23 protein-coding genes and 1 pseudogene are annotated in these 16,491 nt (G+C 41.2%); 16 read left to right on the top strand and 8 right to left on the bottom strand.

Features of this window, described 5'->3' with window-relative positions; genetic code table 11:
- Positions 1-55 precede the first annotated feature (55 nt).
- The 7 genes from EDD74_RS13165 (at position 56) to EDD74_RS13140 (ending at position 3,712) form a co-directional block, all read left to right on the top strand.
- Entirely contained in the window at positions 56-265 is a 210-nt protein-coding gene (locus EDD74_RS13165; protein WP_116441727.1) for a hypothetical protein, read from the top strand.
- Positions 266-286: 21 nt separating this feature from the next.
- Positions 287-889, top strand: coding sequence for a hypothetical protein (locus EDD74_RS13160; protein ID WP_116441728.1), 603 nt, complete (start codon positions 287-289; stop codon positions 887-889).
- A 281-nt stretch (positions 890-1,170) separates the two neighbouring features.
- Positions 1,171-1,593 (top strand): hypothetical protein, encoded by a 423-nt coding sequence (locus EDD74_RS13155; RefSeq protein WP_116441729.1) that lies wholly within the window; start codon positions 1,171-1,173, stop codon positions 1,591-1,593.
- Positions 1,583-2,029 (top strand): hypothetical protein, encoded by a 447-nt coding sequence (locus EDD74_RS13150; protein WP_116441730.1) that lies wholly within the window; start codon positions 1,583-1,585, stop codon positions 2,027-2,029. The genes EDD74_RS13155 and EDD74_RS13150 overlap by 11 nt, the downstream gene beginning before the upstream one ends.
- Positions 2,029-2,154, top strand: a complete 126-nt coding sequence (locus tag EDD74_RS15530; RefSeq protein ID WP_278320666.1) for a hypothetical protein — start codon at positions 2,029-2,031, stop codon at positions 2,152-2,154. The genes EDD74_RS13150 and EDD74_RS15530 overlap by 1 nt, the downstream gene beginning before the upstream one ends.
- A gap of 64 nt (positions 2,155-2,218) precedes the next feature.
- Positions 2,219-2,635: a phage holin family protein gene (locus EDD74_RS13145; protein WP_330409985.1), complete on the top strand. Its 417-nt coding sequence runs from the start codon at positions 2,219-2,221 to the stop codon at positions 2,633-2,635.
- A gap of 39 nt (positions 2,636-2,674) precedes the next feature.
- A complete protein-coding gene (locus EDD74_RS13140; RefSeq protein ID WP_116441731.1) occupies positions 2,675-3,712 on the top strand; it encodes an N-acetylmuramoyl-L-alanine amidase in 1,038 nt (345 codons plus the stop codon).
- A gap of 210 nt (positions 3,713-3,922) precedes the next feature.
- Here EDD74_RS13140 and EDD74_RS13135 read toward each other — a convergent pair whose 3' ends face one another.
- The 8 genes and pseudogenes from EDD74_RS13135 to EDD74_RS15580 all read right to left on the bottom strand — a co-directional run bounded on the left by EDD74_RS13135 (position 3,923) and on the right by EDD74_RS15580 (position 6,878).
- Positions 3,923-4,177 (bottom strand): hypothetical protein, encoded by a 255-nt coding sequence (locus tag EDD74_RS13135; protein ID WP_116441732.1) that lies wholly within the window; start codon positions 4,175-4,177, stop codon positions 3,923-3,925.
- A 5-nt stretch (positions 4,178-4,182) separates the two neighbouring features.
- Positions 4,183-4,830: a hypothetical protein gene (locus tag EDD74_RS13130; RefSeq protein ID WP_116441733.1), complete on the bottom strand. Its 648-nt coding sequence runs from the start codon at positions 4,828-4,830 to the stop codon at positions 4,183-4,185.
- A 15-nt stretch (positions 4,831-4,845) separates the two neighbouring features.
- Positions 4,846-5,289, bottom strand: coding sequence for a helix-turn-helix domain-containing protein (locus EDD74_RS13125; protein ID WP_116441734.1), 444 nt, complete (start codon positions 5,287-5,289; stop codon positions 4,846-4,848).
- Between the two features lie 45 nt (positions 5,290-5,334).
- On the bottom strand, positions 5,335-5,523 hold the full coding sequence (locus tag EDD74_RS13120; protein WP_116441735.1) for a hypothetical protein: 189 nt from the start codon (positions 5,521-5,523) through the stop codon (positions 5,335-5,337).
- A 21-nt stretch (positions 5,524-5,544) separates the two neighbouring features.
- Positions 5,545-5,970, bottom strand: a complete 426-nt coding sequence (locus tag EDD74_RS13115) for a hypothetical protein (RefSeq protein ID WP_116441736.1) — start codon at positions 5,968-5,970, stop codon at positions 5,545-5,547.
- Between the two features lie 168 nt (positions 5,971-6,138).
- Positions 6,139-6,342 (bottom strand): annotated as a pseudogene (locus EDD74_RS13110) (manganese catalase family protein); the annotation flags it as partial.
- A 3-nt stretch (positions 6,343-6,345) separates the two neighbouring features.
- Complete coding sequence (locus EDD74_RS13105; protein ID WP_008976476.1) at positions 6,346-6,618, bottom strand: spore coat protein CotJB; 273 nt, start codon at positions 6,616-6,618, stop codon at positions 6,346-6,348.
- On the bottom strand, positions 6,615-6,878 hold the full coding sequence (locus tag EDD74_RS15580; RefSeq protein ID WP_009262945.1) for a spore coat associated protein CotJA: 264 nt from the start codon (positions 6,876-6,878) through the stop codon (positions 6,615-6,617). The genes EDD74_RS13105 and EDD74_RS15580 overlap by 4 nt, the downstream gene beginning before the upstream one ends.
- 180 nt (positions 6,879-7,058) lie before the next feature.
- Between EDD74_RS15580 and asnB the strand changes: the two genes are divergently transcribed.
- The 9 genes from asnB to EDD74_RS13055 form a co-directional block, all read left to right on the top strand.
- Positions 7,059-8,921 (top strand): asparagine synthase (glutamine-hydrolyzing), encoded by a 1,863-nt coding sequence (asnB, locus tag EDD74_RS13095; protein WP_116441737.1) that lies wholly within the window; start codon positions 7,059-7,061, stop codon positions 8,919-8,921.
- Positions 8,922-8,946: 25 nt separating this feature from the next.
- A complete protein-coding gene (locus EDD74_RS13090) occupies positions 8,947-10,122 on the top strand; it encodes an FtsW/RodA/SpoVE family cell cycle protein (protein WP_008976473.1) in 1,176 nt (391 codons plus the stop codon).
- A gap of 108 nt (positions 10,123-10,230) precedes the next feature.
- On the top strand, positions 10,231-11,070 hold the full coding sequence (locus tag EDD74_RS13085; protein ID WP_116441738.1) for a DegV family protein: 840 nt from the start codon (positions 10,231-10,233) through the stop codon (positions 11,068-11,070).
- A gap of 31 nt (positions 11,071-11,101) precedes the next feature.
- Complete coding sequence (locus EDD74_RS13080; protein ID WP_016439365.1) at positions 11,102-11,332, top strand: hypothetical protein; 231 nt, start codon at positions 11,102-11,104, stop codon at positions 11,330-11,332.
- A 191-nt stretch (positions 11,333-11,523) separates the two neighbouring features.
- Positions 11,524-11,961, top strand: coding sequence for a division/cell wall cluster transcriptional repressor MraZ (mraZ, locus tag EDD74_RS13075; protein ID WP_008976470.1), 438 nt, complete (start codon positions 11,524-11,526; stop codon positions 11,959-11,961).
- 58 nt (positions 11,962-12,019) lie between these two features.
- The gene (gene rsmH / locus EDD74_RS13070; protein ID WP_008976469.1) at positions 12,020-12,970 is read left to right on the top strand and encodes a 16S rRNA (cytosine(1402)-N(4))-methyltransferase RsmH; all 951 of its coding nucleotides are present in this window, start codon (positions 12,020-12,022) and stop codon (positions 12,968-12,970) included.
- Between the two features lie 21 nt (positions 12,971-12,991).
- A complete protein-coding gene (locus EDD74_RS13065; RefSeq protein WP_008976468.1) occupies positions 12,992-13,486 on the top strand; it encodes a hypothetical protein in 495 nt (164 codons plus the stop codon).
- A gap of 11 nt (positions 13,487-13,497) precedes the next feature.
- Positions 13,498-15,579 carry a peptidoglycan D,D-transpeptidase FtsI family protein gene (locus tag EDD74_RS13060; protein ID WP_116441739.1) on the top strand — a complete coding sequence of 694 codons (2,082 nt, stop codon included), beginning with the start codon at positions 13,498-13,500 and terminating at the stop codon, positions 15,577-15,579.
- Between the two features lie 94 nt (positions 15,580-15,673).
- Positions 15,674-16,491 (top strand): penicillin-binding protein 2 (locus EDD74_RS13055; RefSeq protein WP_465220483.1); only part of this gene is annotated, 818 nt, incomplete at its 3' end.

The following is a 16,491-nucleotide window of genomic DNA, read 5'->3' as shown; positions in this document are numbered from 1 at the left end:
CGTGAAGAATACAAGCGCATTAATGTGTAATGCACAATATAAAGGAGGAGAAAATATGGATTATAAAGGAAGTGTAAGCTTGATTTCTGGTCTTACACAGGCGAATGGAGGCAAGTTCCCACTTGTGGATGGGGCAGCAGTACAATTTGGAAACGAAGAAAATGAAGATGGAACGTATAAGTCTGTCGTACAGAAGATCCAAGAATTAGAAATGGGAGCTGGAAACGAAGTAATAACTGAGGATGAAATTAATGCATTATTTTAAGAGTAAAGGAGAATAAAGATTATGGCAAAATTTTTGGATTTAAGCGGATTACAACATGCAATTACAAAAATCAAAGAATGGACAATTGGACGTTTAAATGAAGAAGTAACAATTAAAGTGGTAAAGGTAAATGGACAGCCATTAAACCCTGACGGAAGTAAGGAAGTAAATGTAGACTTATCCACTTATGCAATTAAAACAGAGGTAACACAAGAAATCGCGCAGGCTGTAAGCGGCATCCAGGGATTTGATGCGCAGGTGGTAGAGCGACTCCCACAAACTGGAAAAAAGGGAATCTTGTACTTAGTTGCAAATAGCGGAAATGGACAGAACGTCTATGACGAGTATTTGTGGGTTACAGACAAATTCGAAAAATTGGGCACTCGCGAGATTGATTTAACTGCTTATGCAAAAAAATCAGAAATTCCTACCAAAGTAAGCCAGTTGGCAAATGATAGCGGATTTCTGACAGCAGTACCAGAAGAGTATGTGACAGATTCGGAATTGTCACAAAAGGGGTATGAGACAACACAGTCCGTAGATGGAAAATTGCAAAGCTATGTTAAGACTAGCGATCTTGAGACGATTACAACGGGAGAGATTGATTCACTGTTCCAGGAATAAGGAGGTGAAAACAAAGGAAATATTTATCATTAGACGGATTAAAATATTTTTACAACAAATATATATCAGGTAAAATCGCGAATGATATACAAAAAGTAGACGAAAAAATAGGAACTTTATCCCAGCTTACAACAGAAGCGAAAACGAATATTGTATCTGCCATTAATTCCGTAAAAAGAGAAATAGGAAACATCACACAGCTTACCACAACGACAAAGACAAATATTGTTGCTGCAATCAATTCTGTAAAAACAGAGTTGGCAAATGCGGTAACCAAAAGTATGATGTCGAATCAGCAAACCAACAGCACAAACAAAGTGCCGACCAGTGCATTGGTATACACAATGCAGCAGGAAATAACAAAATTAAATAATAATGAAAAATGGTCGGGATGGTCATCTTTGGGAAGCGCAATTGGAATAAATTTTTATTACCGATACAATGCGCAATTGGTAGAAATAAGATATGATGGAACATTGGAAAAAGGAAGAGGAATTACAGGACAAAGTATAGGATACACATTTGGCAAAATTCCACCTGCGTATAAACCAAAATACAACATTATGCACTCAATTCCATCTACGAGTTCGAAGTCGTTAATGGTGAGATTGTATCCAGGTACAGAACAATATTCGGTAACTTCGCAAGATACAATCACGACTCAAACGGAATACGTTTGTGGATGTATCGTATATGGCAGATAGGAAGAAAGGGGAAAATATGGAAAAAGTAAAATTTGGAACAGAAAAATTTGAATTGACTGTAAATGGTGTAGATCCATTTACAAAAGGAATGCTTACATTAAGCTTTATTCCTGCGGGAAAAACCTTAAAAGAAGTAGAAGACTTATTGATGAATCCACAGAATACCAAGCGGATTGAAGTGCTAAACGAACAGGATGAGACAGAACAGGTATTAGTTGGATATGTAGACCTAAAGATCTTAAAGATTACCAAAGACCAGGAACTGGAATACCTATCTGAAGGAGGAGTCAGAAGAGATGTTATCACAGCTGTCTTGAGCGAGAAGAGCCTGAAAGAGAGTGTAACAAACCTGGAGAAGGGGCAGCAGACCCAGGACGGAGCAATCGCAGAACTTGCGGAAATCGTTGGAGCAATGGCAGAAGGAGGTATGGCATAATGGTGGCTTTTTATGTGGACAAGATCAAAAACAAAATCATGAATCCAGACACAAAGCAGGCATGGAAGCTGGAAGATGTACCCAATCTGTGGAGGAAAAAAACAGAAAAAGCATTGGCAGAGTAAAATGCTTAGGAGTTATGTGCTGCCAGTCAGCTCCTAAAGGGGAAAAGAAAGGAAAGTGAGGGAATTGAAGAAGAACATGGAAAAATTATTTAACAACTTAAGTATGGTAATCGGTGCGGTAGGAGGAGTTATCGTATACTGGCTCGGTGGATGGGACATTCTGCTGAAAACAATCTTATTTTTAGCTGTAGTTGATTACGTGACAGGGATTTTAAAAGCAGTACATCAAAATCAGCTCTCCTCAGAGATTGGATTCAAGGGGCTGCTTAAGAAAATAACAATGTTTATTGTAATTGCAGTATCATTTTCGATGCAAAAACTGTTAAACGATACCGTTCCGATTAGAGAGGTGGTAATTATGTTCTACATTGCAAACGAAGGAATTAGCTTACTGGAAAATGCAGCAGTGCTGGGTCCTGTACCGGAAAAATTAAAAAATGTATTATTGCAATTAAGGGAAAATGATTCGGAGGGCGAGTAATCGTCCTCTTTTGCTTAAAAAGCAGGAAGGAGACAAAATATGAAAATCGGTTTAAGAGGTGGACACTCTCCGTATTGCAAAGGAGCAATGGGGATTTTAGATGAGCAGGCAGAGGTGCGGAAGATCTACACGGAATTAAAACCTATGCTGGAGGCAAAAGGACATGCGGTGATTGATTGTAACTCAAACGCAAATAATGTAAATGCGGAGCTTGCTGAGGGGACAAATAAGGCAAACGCAAACAACTGCGATGTCTATTACACGCTGCACATGAATGCATCCAAAGATGGAAGTGGAAACGGTATAGAATGCTGGATGTACGATGCATCAAACGCAGATATGAATCAGATTGCTGATCAGATCTGCAAAAACTTTAAGTCAAAAGGATATTACAATCGCGGAAAGAAATTTAACACTGGATACCACGATCTCAGAGAATCTGCAATGCCGGCAATGATTATAGAGACAATGTTTTGCGACAACGCAGGAGATGCTGGAAGATACGGAAGTTTAACAGCAAAAGGAATTGCGCAGCTGATTGCGGAAGGGATTGATAAAAAGGCAGTATCTGGAGCAACGGACGTTTCCAAACCGAGACCGGAAAACTCTATTGTACCGGGAGCTGGCGGATTAAAAGAACTTGGAAAAGTAGATATATACTCCGCAGGTTTTACTGATCGGTGGTGGCCGGAAGTTAAAAATGCCACAGACTGGGTTGGGGCAGGAGATGGACTACCACTCCGGTATCTTGGATTTAGAGTAACTAAAGGATCTATAAAAGTAAGAGTGTACACGGAGGCGAGCGGATGGCTGCCATATATCATATTTGGCCAGTCTTACAACACAAATGATCTTGACAACGGTGTTGTAGGAGATGGATCACCAATCCAGGCAATAGAGATGGAATACCTCACTCCAGCAGGATATAAATATAAGTATGTCAAATACTGCGTATCAGACATTAACAATACATCATTCTATCCAGCACAGGTAGACAATCAACGCGGTGGTGGTCAGGATGGATATGCAGGGGTTATTGGAGTAGCAGCAGATAAGCTTATTACTGAGATTGTGTAAGATAAATTGGACAGGCGCATTTACATATTAGCAAATATATGCTATGGTAAAGGTGTCCAATACAGATGAAGCTCTGTATTGCGGAAACTGAGCAAATCACAGTTTCACGGATTGAAATATTAACAGTAGCTTTAATCGCTACTAGATAAGGATAAGCTTAATGCTTATCCTTTTATCTTGTATTTTTTAAATTTTAGATTTTTGCAACTGTTATTCTTCCCAGTTCAAATAGCGCTCAATTGTCCCTTTGATATGATGGATAAATTCGCTTTTTTCAGAATCATTCTCATTGAGAGACGTGATGTAATCGAGAATCTCTTCGAGATATTTAGTAGATTGAGCTTGCTTTTCAGCCGTATCATTCGATTCGTAAGATACTAAACCGCCAACTAAAAAAGAAATTTTAAATCGGTAGTCTTCAGAAGACAGCGCGTCCTCAAATAAATCAACAATATTTCTTTGCATTTGTATTACCTCCGTGATTTTGTCGTATTATCGTTTCTAAATTGTTGCAACCATTCTTTAAATACCCCGCTTTTTATAGCTTCATCTGCCTCTTTTCTTACGGATTTCGCAATCTCTATATCACTATCGGATATCAGATAATATGTTTTGTTTTTATAACCTATAGAGGCTCGATACTTCCCTTTTATAAAAGATATGCCATTAAACCCCGTAGTATTGTTTTTAGATAATGTTCCCTGGTAAAAAACAGAAGAAGTATGTTCTTGCAATTTTCTTCCGGATTTAAGAGATTCTATTTTTGATTCGCTACTTTTTGCACATCCACAACTCACTGTTTTTCCGCGCCTGAGACTGTCTCCGCGCACAGAAATTTCATTTCCGCAGTCGCATTTGCAGAGAAATGTCCTATGAGATCCTAGAGTTTCTGATTTTATGACGGTTAGTTTACCAAATTTTTGACCTACTAAATCATACCTTTCTTTTCTAAGACAACCGCAACTTTTTACTCTACCGCTATTTAATTCTCTAGATGTTGCGAGACGTGTTTTTCCACAAGCACATTCGCACTCCCATACTATAGATCCATTCTTAGTCGCGCTTGTTTTTTTGATAACCGTTAATTTGCCAAATTTTTTACCAATCATATCAATCAACTTAAACAACTCCTTTTATCTTGCATTTTTCCCTGCACTATAACAATCATAAAAGCTATCTACGAGATTTGCAAGTTCATCCGGTGTCAACTTATCAAACAAAGATTCCGGGATCCATTTGTAATTTTCGTAAAAGGTGTTTTCAAAGCTTCCGATCTTACTGAGTTTTTTTATTTTCTGGTACTTGTCCATTCTTAATAGATCGCGCAAATCTAATTCTCCATCTTTCAAGGATTGTTTTGCATCCTCGGTAAAGATATTTAGGTCTAATGTCAACATTTCCTCGACGCTGCACCCAAGAGCACTAGATAAAGCCTGCGCATTCTTTGCAGTAATGTTATTAACGTCAATTTCACCCTTTTCGAGCTTCTGTATTTGTCGGATGTTCATTCCGGTTTTCTCAGCAAGCTCTTTCTGTGTGAGGTTCATAAATTTTCTGAGTTCTTTAAGTTCTGCCATAGATCTTCTCCTTCTCCCCGTCATGCCGATAGGTCAGCATATGTATTATTTGTGCTTTACAGTGATATTTTTTTCGGTTGCTGAATTGTCGTCGACATTTGTTGCCTCAACAACTTCATATTCGTTGTAATCTTCCCACCCTAAAGCCAATTCTTTTCCGCTTTCATCAAAAAAGTTTGATGGTCTCATTTCCTCAAAAAAAGTTCTTTCCATGTAATTTCTTAAGTTTTCCATTATATCTTCTCCTTTTTATGATTATTTTCCGTAAACTTCGCTTAAAATTCTGTTGCACATTGTGTTATATCCATGTTTAACATTAAAGAAAAGTTTTTGATAGTATTTCTGATAAGATGTTTCGTTGATTCCTTTGAGCAGATCAATTACAAGTCCTGCATTGGATTCTGAGATAATTCTGTTGTAGCCTTCCTTGCAAGATTTCCACATGCTCACGTTTTCCGGGAACTGTGCTTTGCAGTCTGCGATTAATGCATCAAATTGAGTGTTCATTTTCTCAACTAAGTCCCTTGCGAAGCTGATCTGTTTTTCTGTACCAGTCATTCTTGTTTCTCCTTCTTTTGCTTCCTTCCATGCCTTTTTCAAAGCTTCGGAGATTCCGAATCCTAATTTCTTAACCATTTCCCATGCTCTTTTCATAATGTTTGATAAGTTGTATTTTTTCATCTTTCGTATCTCCTTTGCTTTATCTTATGAACTTATTATACGCCAATATTGGCGTAAAGTCAATAGGAAAACGAGAAATAATTTAAAAAATTACCCTCCCAGAAAGAGAGGGCGAAAAAGAATATATTGTATCATCCATATTTACCTATTATATTACTGATAACTTCCATGCACCCATTCCTCGGTACCAATATCTGTCAATGTTCCGATTACTTCCCGGTATGGCATTGTATATCGCTGGGAAAGATAACGCATAGATGCGGCGAGTTCGCCGTCGGGACCGCCAAATTGACTGATGATGACTTGTGCGATCTTTGGATTGGTTTGCGTGATTTTGACGGGATACTGTAATCTTTTTTCATAATTCCACATGAACTAACATCCTCCTTCCTGCCACGGCCATGGTTCATTGATCCAGTTCCACCTGTCTGTGCAGGAGGTCATAGTCGTATCAATCGTCAGCGGTCCGTAATATTTTGCATATTCTTTGAGCGCCTGATTCCGAAGCTTACTGTATTCGTGGAAGTAGGCCAGCGCATTGGCATCGCAAGGATGAGTGTCAAGAAAAAGTTTGACATCATCTACGGCAAAACTGACACGGTTGATCAGGCAGAGAAGATCTTTGCGGCAAGGTGCGTTGTTTGTCATCGATTACAACCTCCCATCCCATGAAATGGTTTGTCGAGTTCTTCAAAGATGGTTCCCCGGCAAAATCCTTTTTCGGCCTCGTAAATGCGCTGCCAGATCTGCCATGGAACATAAGCCATTGCAAGTGGCATGCCGTCCAGACTGTCTTCTCTGTCGCAGCATGGAGTTGCCTGCGGGCGGGAAACATATTGTGTGGAAGAATATCTTCCATAGTCGGTTGTCTGCCGGCAGCCACAGTTATTCTGATGATAATTTTGCATATGGAAAGCTCCTTTCTTCTTCTATCTGATATTATTGTATGTTTTAGCAGAGAAACCGTGCGTTCACAGAAAGAAAACCGGAGGAATGGCAGAAACAGAATAAAAAAATTGCAATCAGTGAAGAGGAAGGGTATAATAAAAAAGTATGATTTGGAAACAGAACAAAAGGAGAGTATAACTATGTGTGGATTTACAGGATTCGTCGGAAATATTGACAACAAAGAGCAAGTGCTTGAAAATATGATGAATACGATCGTGCACCGTGGACCGGACAGTGCCGGACAGTTTCTGGATGAGGATGCGGCACTTGGATTTAGAAGGTTAAGTATCATTGATATTTCCGCAGTTGGAGACCAGCCATTGTATAATGAGGACCGGACAAAAGTACTTGTATTCAATGGGGAAATCTATAACTATCAGGAACTTCGCGAAGAACTGATCGCTGCAGGACATACTTTTACGACACATACAGATTCGGAGACCTTGCTGCACGGATATGAAGAGTGGGGAGAACAACTTGTAGACCGTCTCCGGGGCATGTACGGATTTGTGATCTGGGACAGGGTAGAGAAGAAGCTCTTTGGCGCGCGTGATATTTTCGGAATCAAGCCGTTTTATTATGCACAGATGAACGGCACATTTTTATTTGGATCAGAGATCAAATCATTTGTGGAGCATCCGAAGTTTGATAAGGTATTTAATGAAGATGCGCTTGCAGACTATTTGTCCTTTCAGTTTGTGCCGACAAACGAGACATTTTTTAAAGGGGTATTTTGTCTCCAGCCGGGACACTATTTCACATATCAGAATGGAACACTTTCCATCAGCCGTTATTATGAACCGGATTTCCATGGAAAGACGGACAAGCCGTTTGAGGAGATCGTTGATGATGTGGAACGTGTGATGAGGGAATCTGTCAAAATGCATAAGATCAGTGATGTGGAGGTAGGTTCTTATCTTTCCAGTGGTGTAGATTCGAGCTATATGGCCTATTTAGGAGAAGTAGACCGGACGTTTACAGTTGGTTTTGGACAGGAACAATACAGCGAGATCAAAGATGCGAAGGAGTTTGCCGACAGCATCGGTGTAAAGAATGACAGTAAGATTATTGAGCCGGAAGAATACTGGGACAGTCTTTCAGATATACAGTACTATATGGATGAGCCAGTGGCAGATCCGGCGGCAATCGCACTGTATTTTCTGAGTAAAGAAGCGGCCAAGAAAGTAAAAGTAGTACTTTCAGGAGAAGGATCGGACGAGTTGTTCGGAGGATATCAGATTTATTGTGAGCCGATCGAGTATACTGGATTTAATAAAATCCCGCGTCCGATCAGGAAAGCGCTCGGAGTATTTGCAGAAAATTGCCTTCCGCGAGGAATGAAAGGTCGGAGTTTTCTGATTCGGCATTCGAAGACGCTGGAAGAGCGATATATTGGGAATGCATATATTTTTACAGAGAAGGAAGCAGGAAGACTGTTGAAAAATAGCAGAAGACCAGATACAATGAAAGTGACAGCGCCGATCTATGAGCGAGTAAAAGATAAAGATCCGGTGACAAAAATGCAGTATCTGGATATGCATTTATGGCTTGTTCATGACATTTTAATGAAGGGCGATAAGATGGGAATGGCAAATTCACTGGAAGTAAGGGTACCTTTCCTTGATAAAGAAGTGATGGAGGTTGCACAGAGCCTTCCTCTGAAATATAAGATTGACGCACCTCGCACGAAGGTCGCACTCCGTGTGGCAGCAGATCGTGAGATCAGAAGTTATACAGCAGAGAAGAAGAAGCTTGGATTCCCGATTCCAATCCGTGTCTGGCTCAAAGAAGACCAATATTATAACCGTGTCAGAGCGATGTTTGAGACAAAGGAAGCGGAGCAGTTCTTTGATACTGCTTATCTGAAAAAACTTTTGGAAGAGCATCGTGCCGGTAAATTTGACAACAGCAGAAAGATATGGACGGTCTATATTTTTCTGCTTTGGTATGAACGCTTTTTTGCAAATGGGAAACCAGTGCATCCGGCGATGAGCAACAAGTAGAAAAAGTACAGAACAGGAGAAGTAGATGGCAACACGTAGGAAAGTCCTGCGGGAAGGGACGAGAAAGAAAATTGAATATTTTGACTATAACCTGCTTGCGGTTTTGATTTTTATTATCTGTTTCGGTTTGATTATGCTGTACAGTGCCAGTGCCTACAATTCTCAGGCAGCGAACAATGGTGATGGAATGTATTTGTTCAGAAGACAGGCGATGGTCACGGCAGGAAGTTTTGTTGTGATGCTTGTTATTTCCAAGATTGATTACCATCTCTATGCCCCGTTTGCAAAAATCATTTATTATATTTCGATTTTTCTGATGGTACTTGTGCGCTGGTCGCCGCTTGGACTTGAGGCAAATGGATCAAAGAGATGGCTTGGTATTAAAGATACCCCGTTTCAGATGCAGCCGTCCGAAGTGGCGAAGATTGCGGTGATCATATTCATTCCGTATATTATCTGTCAGCTTGGGAAATATCTTAAGACAAGTGCCGGGATGACGCGAGTGCTTGTCTATGGAGGATTTGCTTCGTTCAGCGTATTTTTCTTTACCGATAACTTAAGTACGGCAATTATCGTAGCAGGGATCGTGTGTGGTATGATTTTTGTGGCGCACCCGAAGACAAAGCCTTTTATCAAGATTGCAGTTGGCGGAATGGTGGCTGTTGGAATTTTTCTGGTGATTATTTTAGTGCAGCTTTCTTCCAGTGAAAATTTCCGTATCCAGCGTGTCGTTACATGGCTTCAGCCGGACAAGCATATGGCAGAAGGTGGATATCAGGTAATGCAGGGATTGTATGCGATTGGTTCCGGAGGTTTCTGGGGCAAAGGACTTGGGAATAGTGTTCAGAAACTTTCGGCAATTCCGGAGGTACAAAATGATATGATTCTTGCGGCAATCTGCGAGGAACTTGGAATCTTTGGCGCAATCGTTATCTTAATCCTTTTTGGCATGCTTTTATATCGCCTGATGTTCATTGCACAAAATGCCCCGGATTTATACGGCTCTTTGATCGTAACTGGAATTTTTACGCATATTGCGCTTCAGGTCATTTTGAATATTGCGGTTGTAACAAACTTGATTCCGACTACTGGAATCACACTTCCGTTTTTTAGCTACGGAGGTACGTCGATTTTGTTCTTGATGTCGGAGATGGGGCTGGCATTAGGGGTATCGCGCACGATAAAGTTTGAAGAAACTTAAGAAAAAACTTTTCATATAGCAGGCAGTGTGGTATTATAATGTAGTATTAAAAACTACATGAAAACATAATTGAGTATCATGAGAGCTGGTATCTGGGAGGGATGAAGAATGAATTACAAGATTGTCGTGGACAGTTGTGGAGAATTGACAGAAGAGATGAAGCAAAGCGGATATTTTGAATCTGTTGCGATGAGTATAGAATTAGAAGGAAGTACGATTGTAGATGATGAGACCTTTGATCAGGCAGACTTTTTAAAACGGATTGCAGCCAGTGGAGAATGTCCGAAGTCGTCTTGCCCATCTCCGGAACGTTATATGGAAAGCTATGCTGGAGAAGCGGAACGTGTATACGTTGTAACATTGACAGCAGAACTTAGTGGTTCGTATAACAGTGCAGTGCTTGGGAAAAATCTGTACGAGGAGGAATATGGGAAGAAGCAGATCCATATTTTCAACTCCAAATCTGCTTCTGTCGGGGAAACTTTAATCGCGCTGAAAATTCAGGAATGCGAAGAAGCTGGCATGACATTTGAGGAGGTCATTCAGACAGTAGAAGAATATATAGAAAGTCAGAAATTATATTTTGTCCTGGAAACATTGGAAACTTTAAAGAAAAATGGAAGATTAAAGGGAGTCAAAGCATTGGTTGCCAGTGCATTGAATATAAAGCCGGTAATGGGAGCTACTCCGAAAGGAACAATTTACCAGATCGGTCAGGCACGTGGAATTAAGAAAGCATTGGCGAAGATGACAGAAATGGCTGCGGAAGGAATTCAATGCGGGGAAAATAAGATTCTTGGAATTGCACATTGCAACTGCAGGGAGAGAGCAGAGGCGGTGGCGGAGATGATCAAAGAAAAGAAAAACGTGAAAGATGTGATCATCTCAAATACAGCAGGAATCAGCAGTATGTATGCAAATGATGGAGGAATCATTGTTGTAATATAAGAGAAGATGTTGCAAAGGAGCTGTGAAAGAAATGAGTCAGGAGAAAGTAAACAGATATAAGGAAGAAAAGGCCAACAGAAAGAAGATGCTGCGCCGCCAAAAAGTTATGAATACAGTTCGAAAGACTGTAGTATCTGTTGTGTGTGTGGCGGTTCTGGGATGGATCGGTTATTCGGCATACAGTACTTATACAGAGAGCCAGCCAAGAGAATCCTATGAAGTGGATTACAGTGCGGTAACAGAATATTTGCAAGGTGCATAATCGTGAAGGGAGTCGGAGAAGAGAGTAAGATCTTTTCTGGCTCTCTTTTTAAAATGAAAACTAGAAAACTGAAAAAAAGTCTTGAAATCAAGTAAGAAGTGGGGTACAATGAATCTAAGTGGTAGAAAGTGGTGAAAAGTGGTACGAAATGGAAAGGAAGTGGCAGACCATTTCGAGAGAAGGTGACCTTCATGTTGACTGGAGAATATAATCATAGTATTGATTCAAAAGGCAGATTAATTATCCCTGCCAAGTTTCGAGAGATACTTGGTGACAGTTTTGTAATTACAAAAGGGTTAGATAACTGCTTATTTGTGTATCCGGACAATGAGTGGAAACTTTTTGAAGAAAAGCTCAGAACCTTACCGCTTACAAACAAGAACGCAAGAACTTTTACGCGCTTTTTCCTTGGGAGTGCAGTGGAAGGCGTACTTGACAAACAAGGAAGAGTTTTAATCTCTTCAGCCCTGAGAGATTTTGCCGGTCTTGAAAAGGAAGTCGTTCTGGTAGGGGTGCTGGATCGAGTTGAGATTTGGGATAAGGCAAAATGGGATGAAAGTAATGCTGAAGTAGAAGCAAATATGGATGATATTGCCGGTCACATGGAAGAATTAGGGCTTGGCATCTAATTCATGACAATAGAAAGAGAGCAAGTGATGCTTTCTATCGTTAGAAATGGAGGACAATATGGAATTCAAGCATAAGTCAGTATTACTGGAAGAGACGGTAAATGGTCTGAACATCAAGCCAGACGGCATTTACGTAGATGGAACGCTTGGTGGTGGCGGGCATGCCGAAGAGGTATGTAAGCAATTAAATGACAAGGGGAGTTTTATAGGAATAGATCAGGACGCAGCGGCGATTGAAGCAGCGAGTGTCCGGTTGGCCGGCTTCGGGGAGAGAGTCACGATAATCAGAAGTAATTATTGTGATATGAAGTCGAGACTTCGGGAAAGAGGAATTGACAAAGTCGATGGGATAATCCTTGATTTGGGCGTATCATCTTATCAGTTAGATACGGCAGAAAGAGGATTTTCTTATCGTGTTGATGCCCCGTTAGATATGAGGATGGACAGGCGTCAGGAAAAGACGGCGCGTGATATCGTTAATACATACAGCGAGATGGAGCTATTTCGAATTATCCGTGACTATGGAGAGGACAAGTTCGCAAAGAATATTGCAAAGCATATTGTCATGGAAAGAGAGAAGGCGCCGATCGAGACTACGGGGCAGTTATGCGAGATTATCCGACATGCAATTCCGATGAAATTTCAGAAGAACACGGGACATCCGGCAAAGAGAACATTTCAGGCGATTCGTATTGAACTGAATCGAGAACTGGAAGTACTCAGAGATACATTAGATGAGATGATTGAGTTACTCAATGATAATGGAAGGATCTGTATCATTACATTTCACTCATTAGAAGACCGGATCGTGAAGGGAATATTTAAGAAGAATGAGAATCCTTGTACTTGTCCAAGCCATTTTCCTGTATGCGTTTGTGGAAATGTATCGAAGGGGAAAGTGATCACGAAAAAACCGATCTTGCCTGGCGAACAGGAATTAGAAGAGAACAGTCGGTCAAAGAGCGCGAAGCTCAGGATTTTTGAGCGGCATGTGAATACGAAAGTATAAAAAGAAAGAGGAGAGATTGTAATGGCGATAAGAGAAGAAGCTTACGTATATGGAAACACTGTACGACAGCCGAGAGTCAGTATAGATAGACAGACAGCATTACAGCCTTCAGAACCAAAAAGGGTGAGTAAACAAGTACATAAAAATAGAAAAAGAGCATTGGATATGAATAAGGGATATGTGTTGTTTTTATCTATAGCTGCCATTGCAGCGCTCTTTATTTGTGTAAGATATCTTCAGATTCAGTCTGAGATTACGAACCGTTCCGAAGCGATCGCTGCACTTCAAAGTGAACTGACAGAGCTGAAAGAGGAGAATACAGCAATGTACAATGCTGCGACAGACAGCGTGGACTTAGAAGAGCTTCGCAAACGTGCTGTGGAAGATTTGGGGATGGTGCCGGCTACGCCGGATCAGGTCATGGAATATGACAGCCCGACGAGCAGTTATGTGAAACAGTACGAAGAGATACCGGAAAATGGAATATTAGCACAGTCAAGTAAAGTTTCTAAGTAAAAGGTGAGAAAATGTCCAAAAGAAAAAAGCGAAACTCATTTCATTTTTTAAAAAGAAAATTTTCGAAGATTATGCAGAAAAAGCTAGTACTATTATTTTCATTAGTTGTGCTGGCTTTTGCTATTTTAATTGGAAGAATTATACAGATCAATGCCATGAATGGCGAAAAATATACGAAGGTCGTTTTAGATCAGCAGCAGTATGACAGCAGGGTGATTCCTTTTCGAAGAGGAGATATTGTGGATCGCAATGGAACAAAGCTTGCAACCAGTGAGCGCGTGTACAATGTTATTCTGGATGTCAAGGCAATGCTTGAGAAAGACGAATATCAGGAGCCTACGATCAAAGTTTTAAAAGACTGCTTTGGAATCGCAGAGGAGGATGTGGAGGAACTGGTCGAATCGAGTCCAGAAAGCCGTTATAATATACTTCTGAAAGGTGTAGATTATAATACTGCGAAGGAATTTGAGGCGATCGATGAAGACGAAGAGAAGCATCCGAATGTTAAGGGAATCTGGCTGGAAGAGGATTATGTGCGGAAATATCCGTACAATTCACTGGCAAGTGATGTAATCGGATTTTCCAATGCAGACGATGTGGGAACAATCGGTCTTGAGGCATCTTACAATGCAATTTTAAATGGAGTAGACGGAAGAGAGTACGGTTATCTGGAAGAAGGAGCGCTTCTGGAACGTACAATCAAGGAAGCGGAGAATGGAAACACGATCGTATCTACTATTGACGCGGAACTCCAGAAGATTGTGGAAAAGCATATTTTAGAATTTAATGAAGCTTATAAGGATAATGCAGAGAAAGGAAACGGAAGCTTGAATACAGCGGTGATCATCGCAGATCCGCAGAGTGGGGAGATCCTTGCGCAGGCATCTTACCCGAACTTTGATCTGAACAAACCGCGTGATATTTCTGCCTATTACACAGAGAAAGAACTGAAGAAGATGAAAGAGGAAGAAAAAGTAGAGATCCTCAATAATCTTTGGAAGGATTTCTGTGTCAGCGATTCCTATGAACCGGGATCAACAGCAAAACCGTTTACTGTTGCAGCGGGACTGGAAACAGGAAAGATAAGGGGAAATGAAGTATATACTTGCGGGGGATCTCTCGTTGTTGCAGAGGATACAGAGCCGATCAACTGTCACTACACAGCGGGACACGGTACGCAGACCATTGCACAGTCGATTGCAAATTCTTGTAACGTTGCAATGATGGAAATGATCAAAGTGATTGGAGCTGAAGATTTTTATCGTTATCAGAGTATCTTTGGATTTGGCGCTCAGACAGGGATTGACCTGCCGGGAGAGGCAGAGGGTATCCTGCAGGATCCAGAGCTGGTAGGACCGGTAGATCTGGCAACCAATTCCTTCGGGCAGAATTTCAACGTGACGATGGAACAGATGGTTGCGGGAATGTCAGCTTTGATCAATGGAGGCAACTATTATGAGCCGCATGTTGTCAAACAGATTCAAGATGAAAATGGAAATGTGATTGAGACGAAAGAATCTGTTTTGAAGAAACGTGTGATTTCTGAGCAGACGTCGACAATGCTGAAACAGTACATGAAAACGGTTATGGAAGGAACTGGAACAGGAGCCTCAGCAGCGGTGGAAGGATATGACATCGGAGGAAAGACTGGTACTGCTGAGAAGTACCCTAGAAACAGTGGAAAGCATTTACTTTCTTTCATTGGATATGCACCGCAGGATGATCCGGAAGTGCTGATTTATGTTGTGATTGATGAGCCGAATACGGAGTCCCAGGAAGACAGTTCTCTCGTGCTGAATCTGGCGCGCAGTATTATGGAAGAGGCATTTCCATATATGAATATTTCTACGATTGATGGGCAGCCGGTTGTAGCTCCGGAGCAGCCGGATGAGCCGGAGGAAGATCAGCAAGAGGTAGAACCACAGGTGGAGAATGAGACGGAAACCGAAAGTCAAGAAGAGGTTTCGGGAGAACCTTCCTATGAGGGGGAAGCTGTCGGTGATGGTTCTTACGAAGGGGAAAGTTATGACGATGGTGTTTACGGAGATGGAACTTACGAGGATGGCTCTGGGGATATGGAGTCTGGGTATTGATTGAACGATTTTATGAAAATTTTGTCCAAGGAAATGTGAATAACCTCACAGAAGTGTTAATAAATTATAAAAACAACTTCTGTGAGGTTTTTTTATGAAAAATAAGACCTATAATAAGAAAAAAGTGCTTGTGGTCTTTCTCGCAGCGGTCGCAGTAATCTTAGGATTGATTGGACGGCTGTGTTATCTGATGATTTTTGATGCAGAATATTACCAGAAAAAAGCGGAGGCGCTCCATGAACGGGAACGTGAAATTAAAGCGGCAAGAGGAGAAATTGTAGATCGGAATGGAACAGTGCTTGCGACGAATCGTACAGTCTGCACGATTTCTGTGATTCACAGCCAGATCAAGGATCAGGAGCGTGTCATTGAAGTGCTGGCAGAGGAGCTGGAGTTGGAACCTAAGGTGGTGAGAAAACGGGTAGAAAAAGTTTCGTCTATGGAGAGGATCAAAACGAATGTACCGAAGGAAATCGGGGATAAGATTCGTGAATATGATCTTGCGGGGGTAAAAGTGGATGAAGATTTCAAGCGCTATTATCCATATGAAACGCTGGCATCAAAAGTGCTCGGATTTACCGGAGGGGATAATCAGGGAATCATCGGGTTGGAAGTGAAGTATGAGAAGTATCTGAAAGGACAGAACGGAATGATCCTCACGACAACAGATGCCCGTGGGATTGAACTGGATGGGATTGCAGAAGACCGCATCGAACCGGTACCGGGGAATACATTGCAGCTCAGCATAGACTATAACATTCAGAAATATGCTGAGCAGGCGGCACAGAAAGTGATGGAGGAAAAGCAGGCAGATGGGGTGAACTGCTCCCCGTCAAGAGGACAGAGAAAAAATATAAAATTTCCCCGGCCAGCAGCTAAATGTTGCTGGCCGCTTTTTATGCAGCAAGGCAC

The organism is Faecalimonas umbilicata, from assembly GCF_004346095.1.
Lineage (GTDB): Bacteria > Bacillota > Clostridia > Lachnospirales > Lachnospiraceae > Faecalimonas > Faecalimonas umbilicata.
Note: the sequence above shows the minus strand (reverse complement) of the source record. Positions and strands in the feature narration are given on the sequence as shown.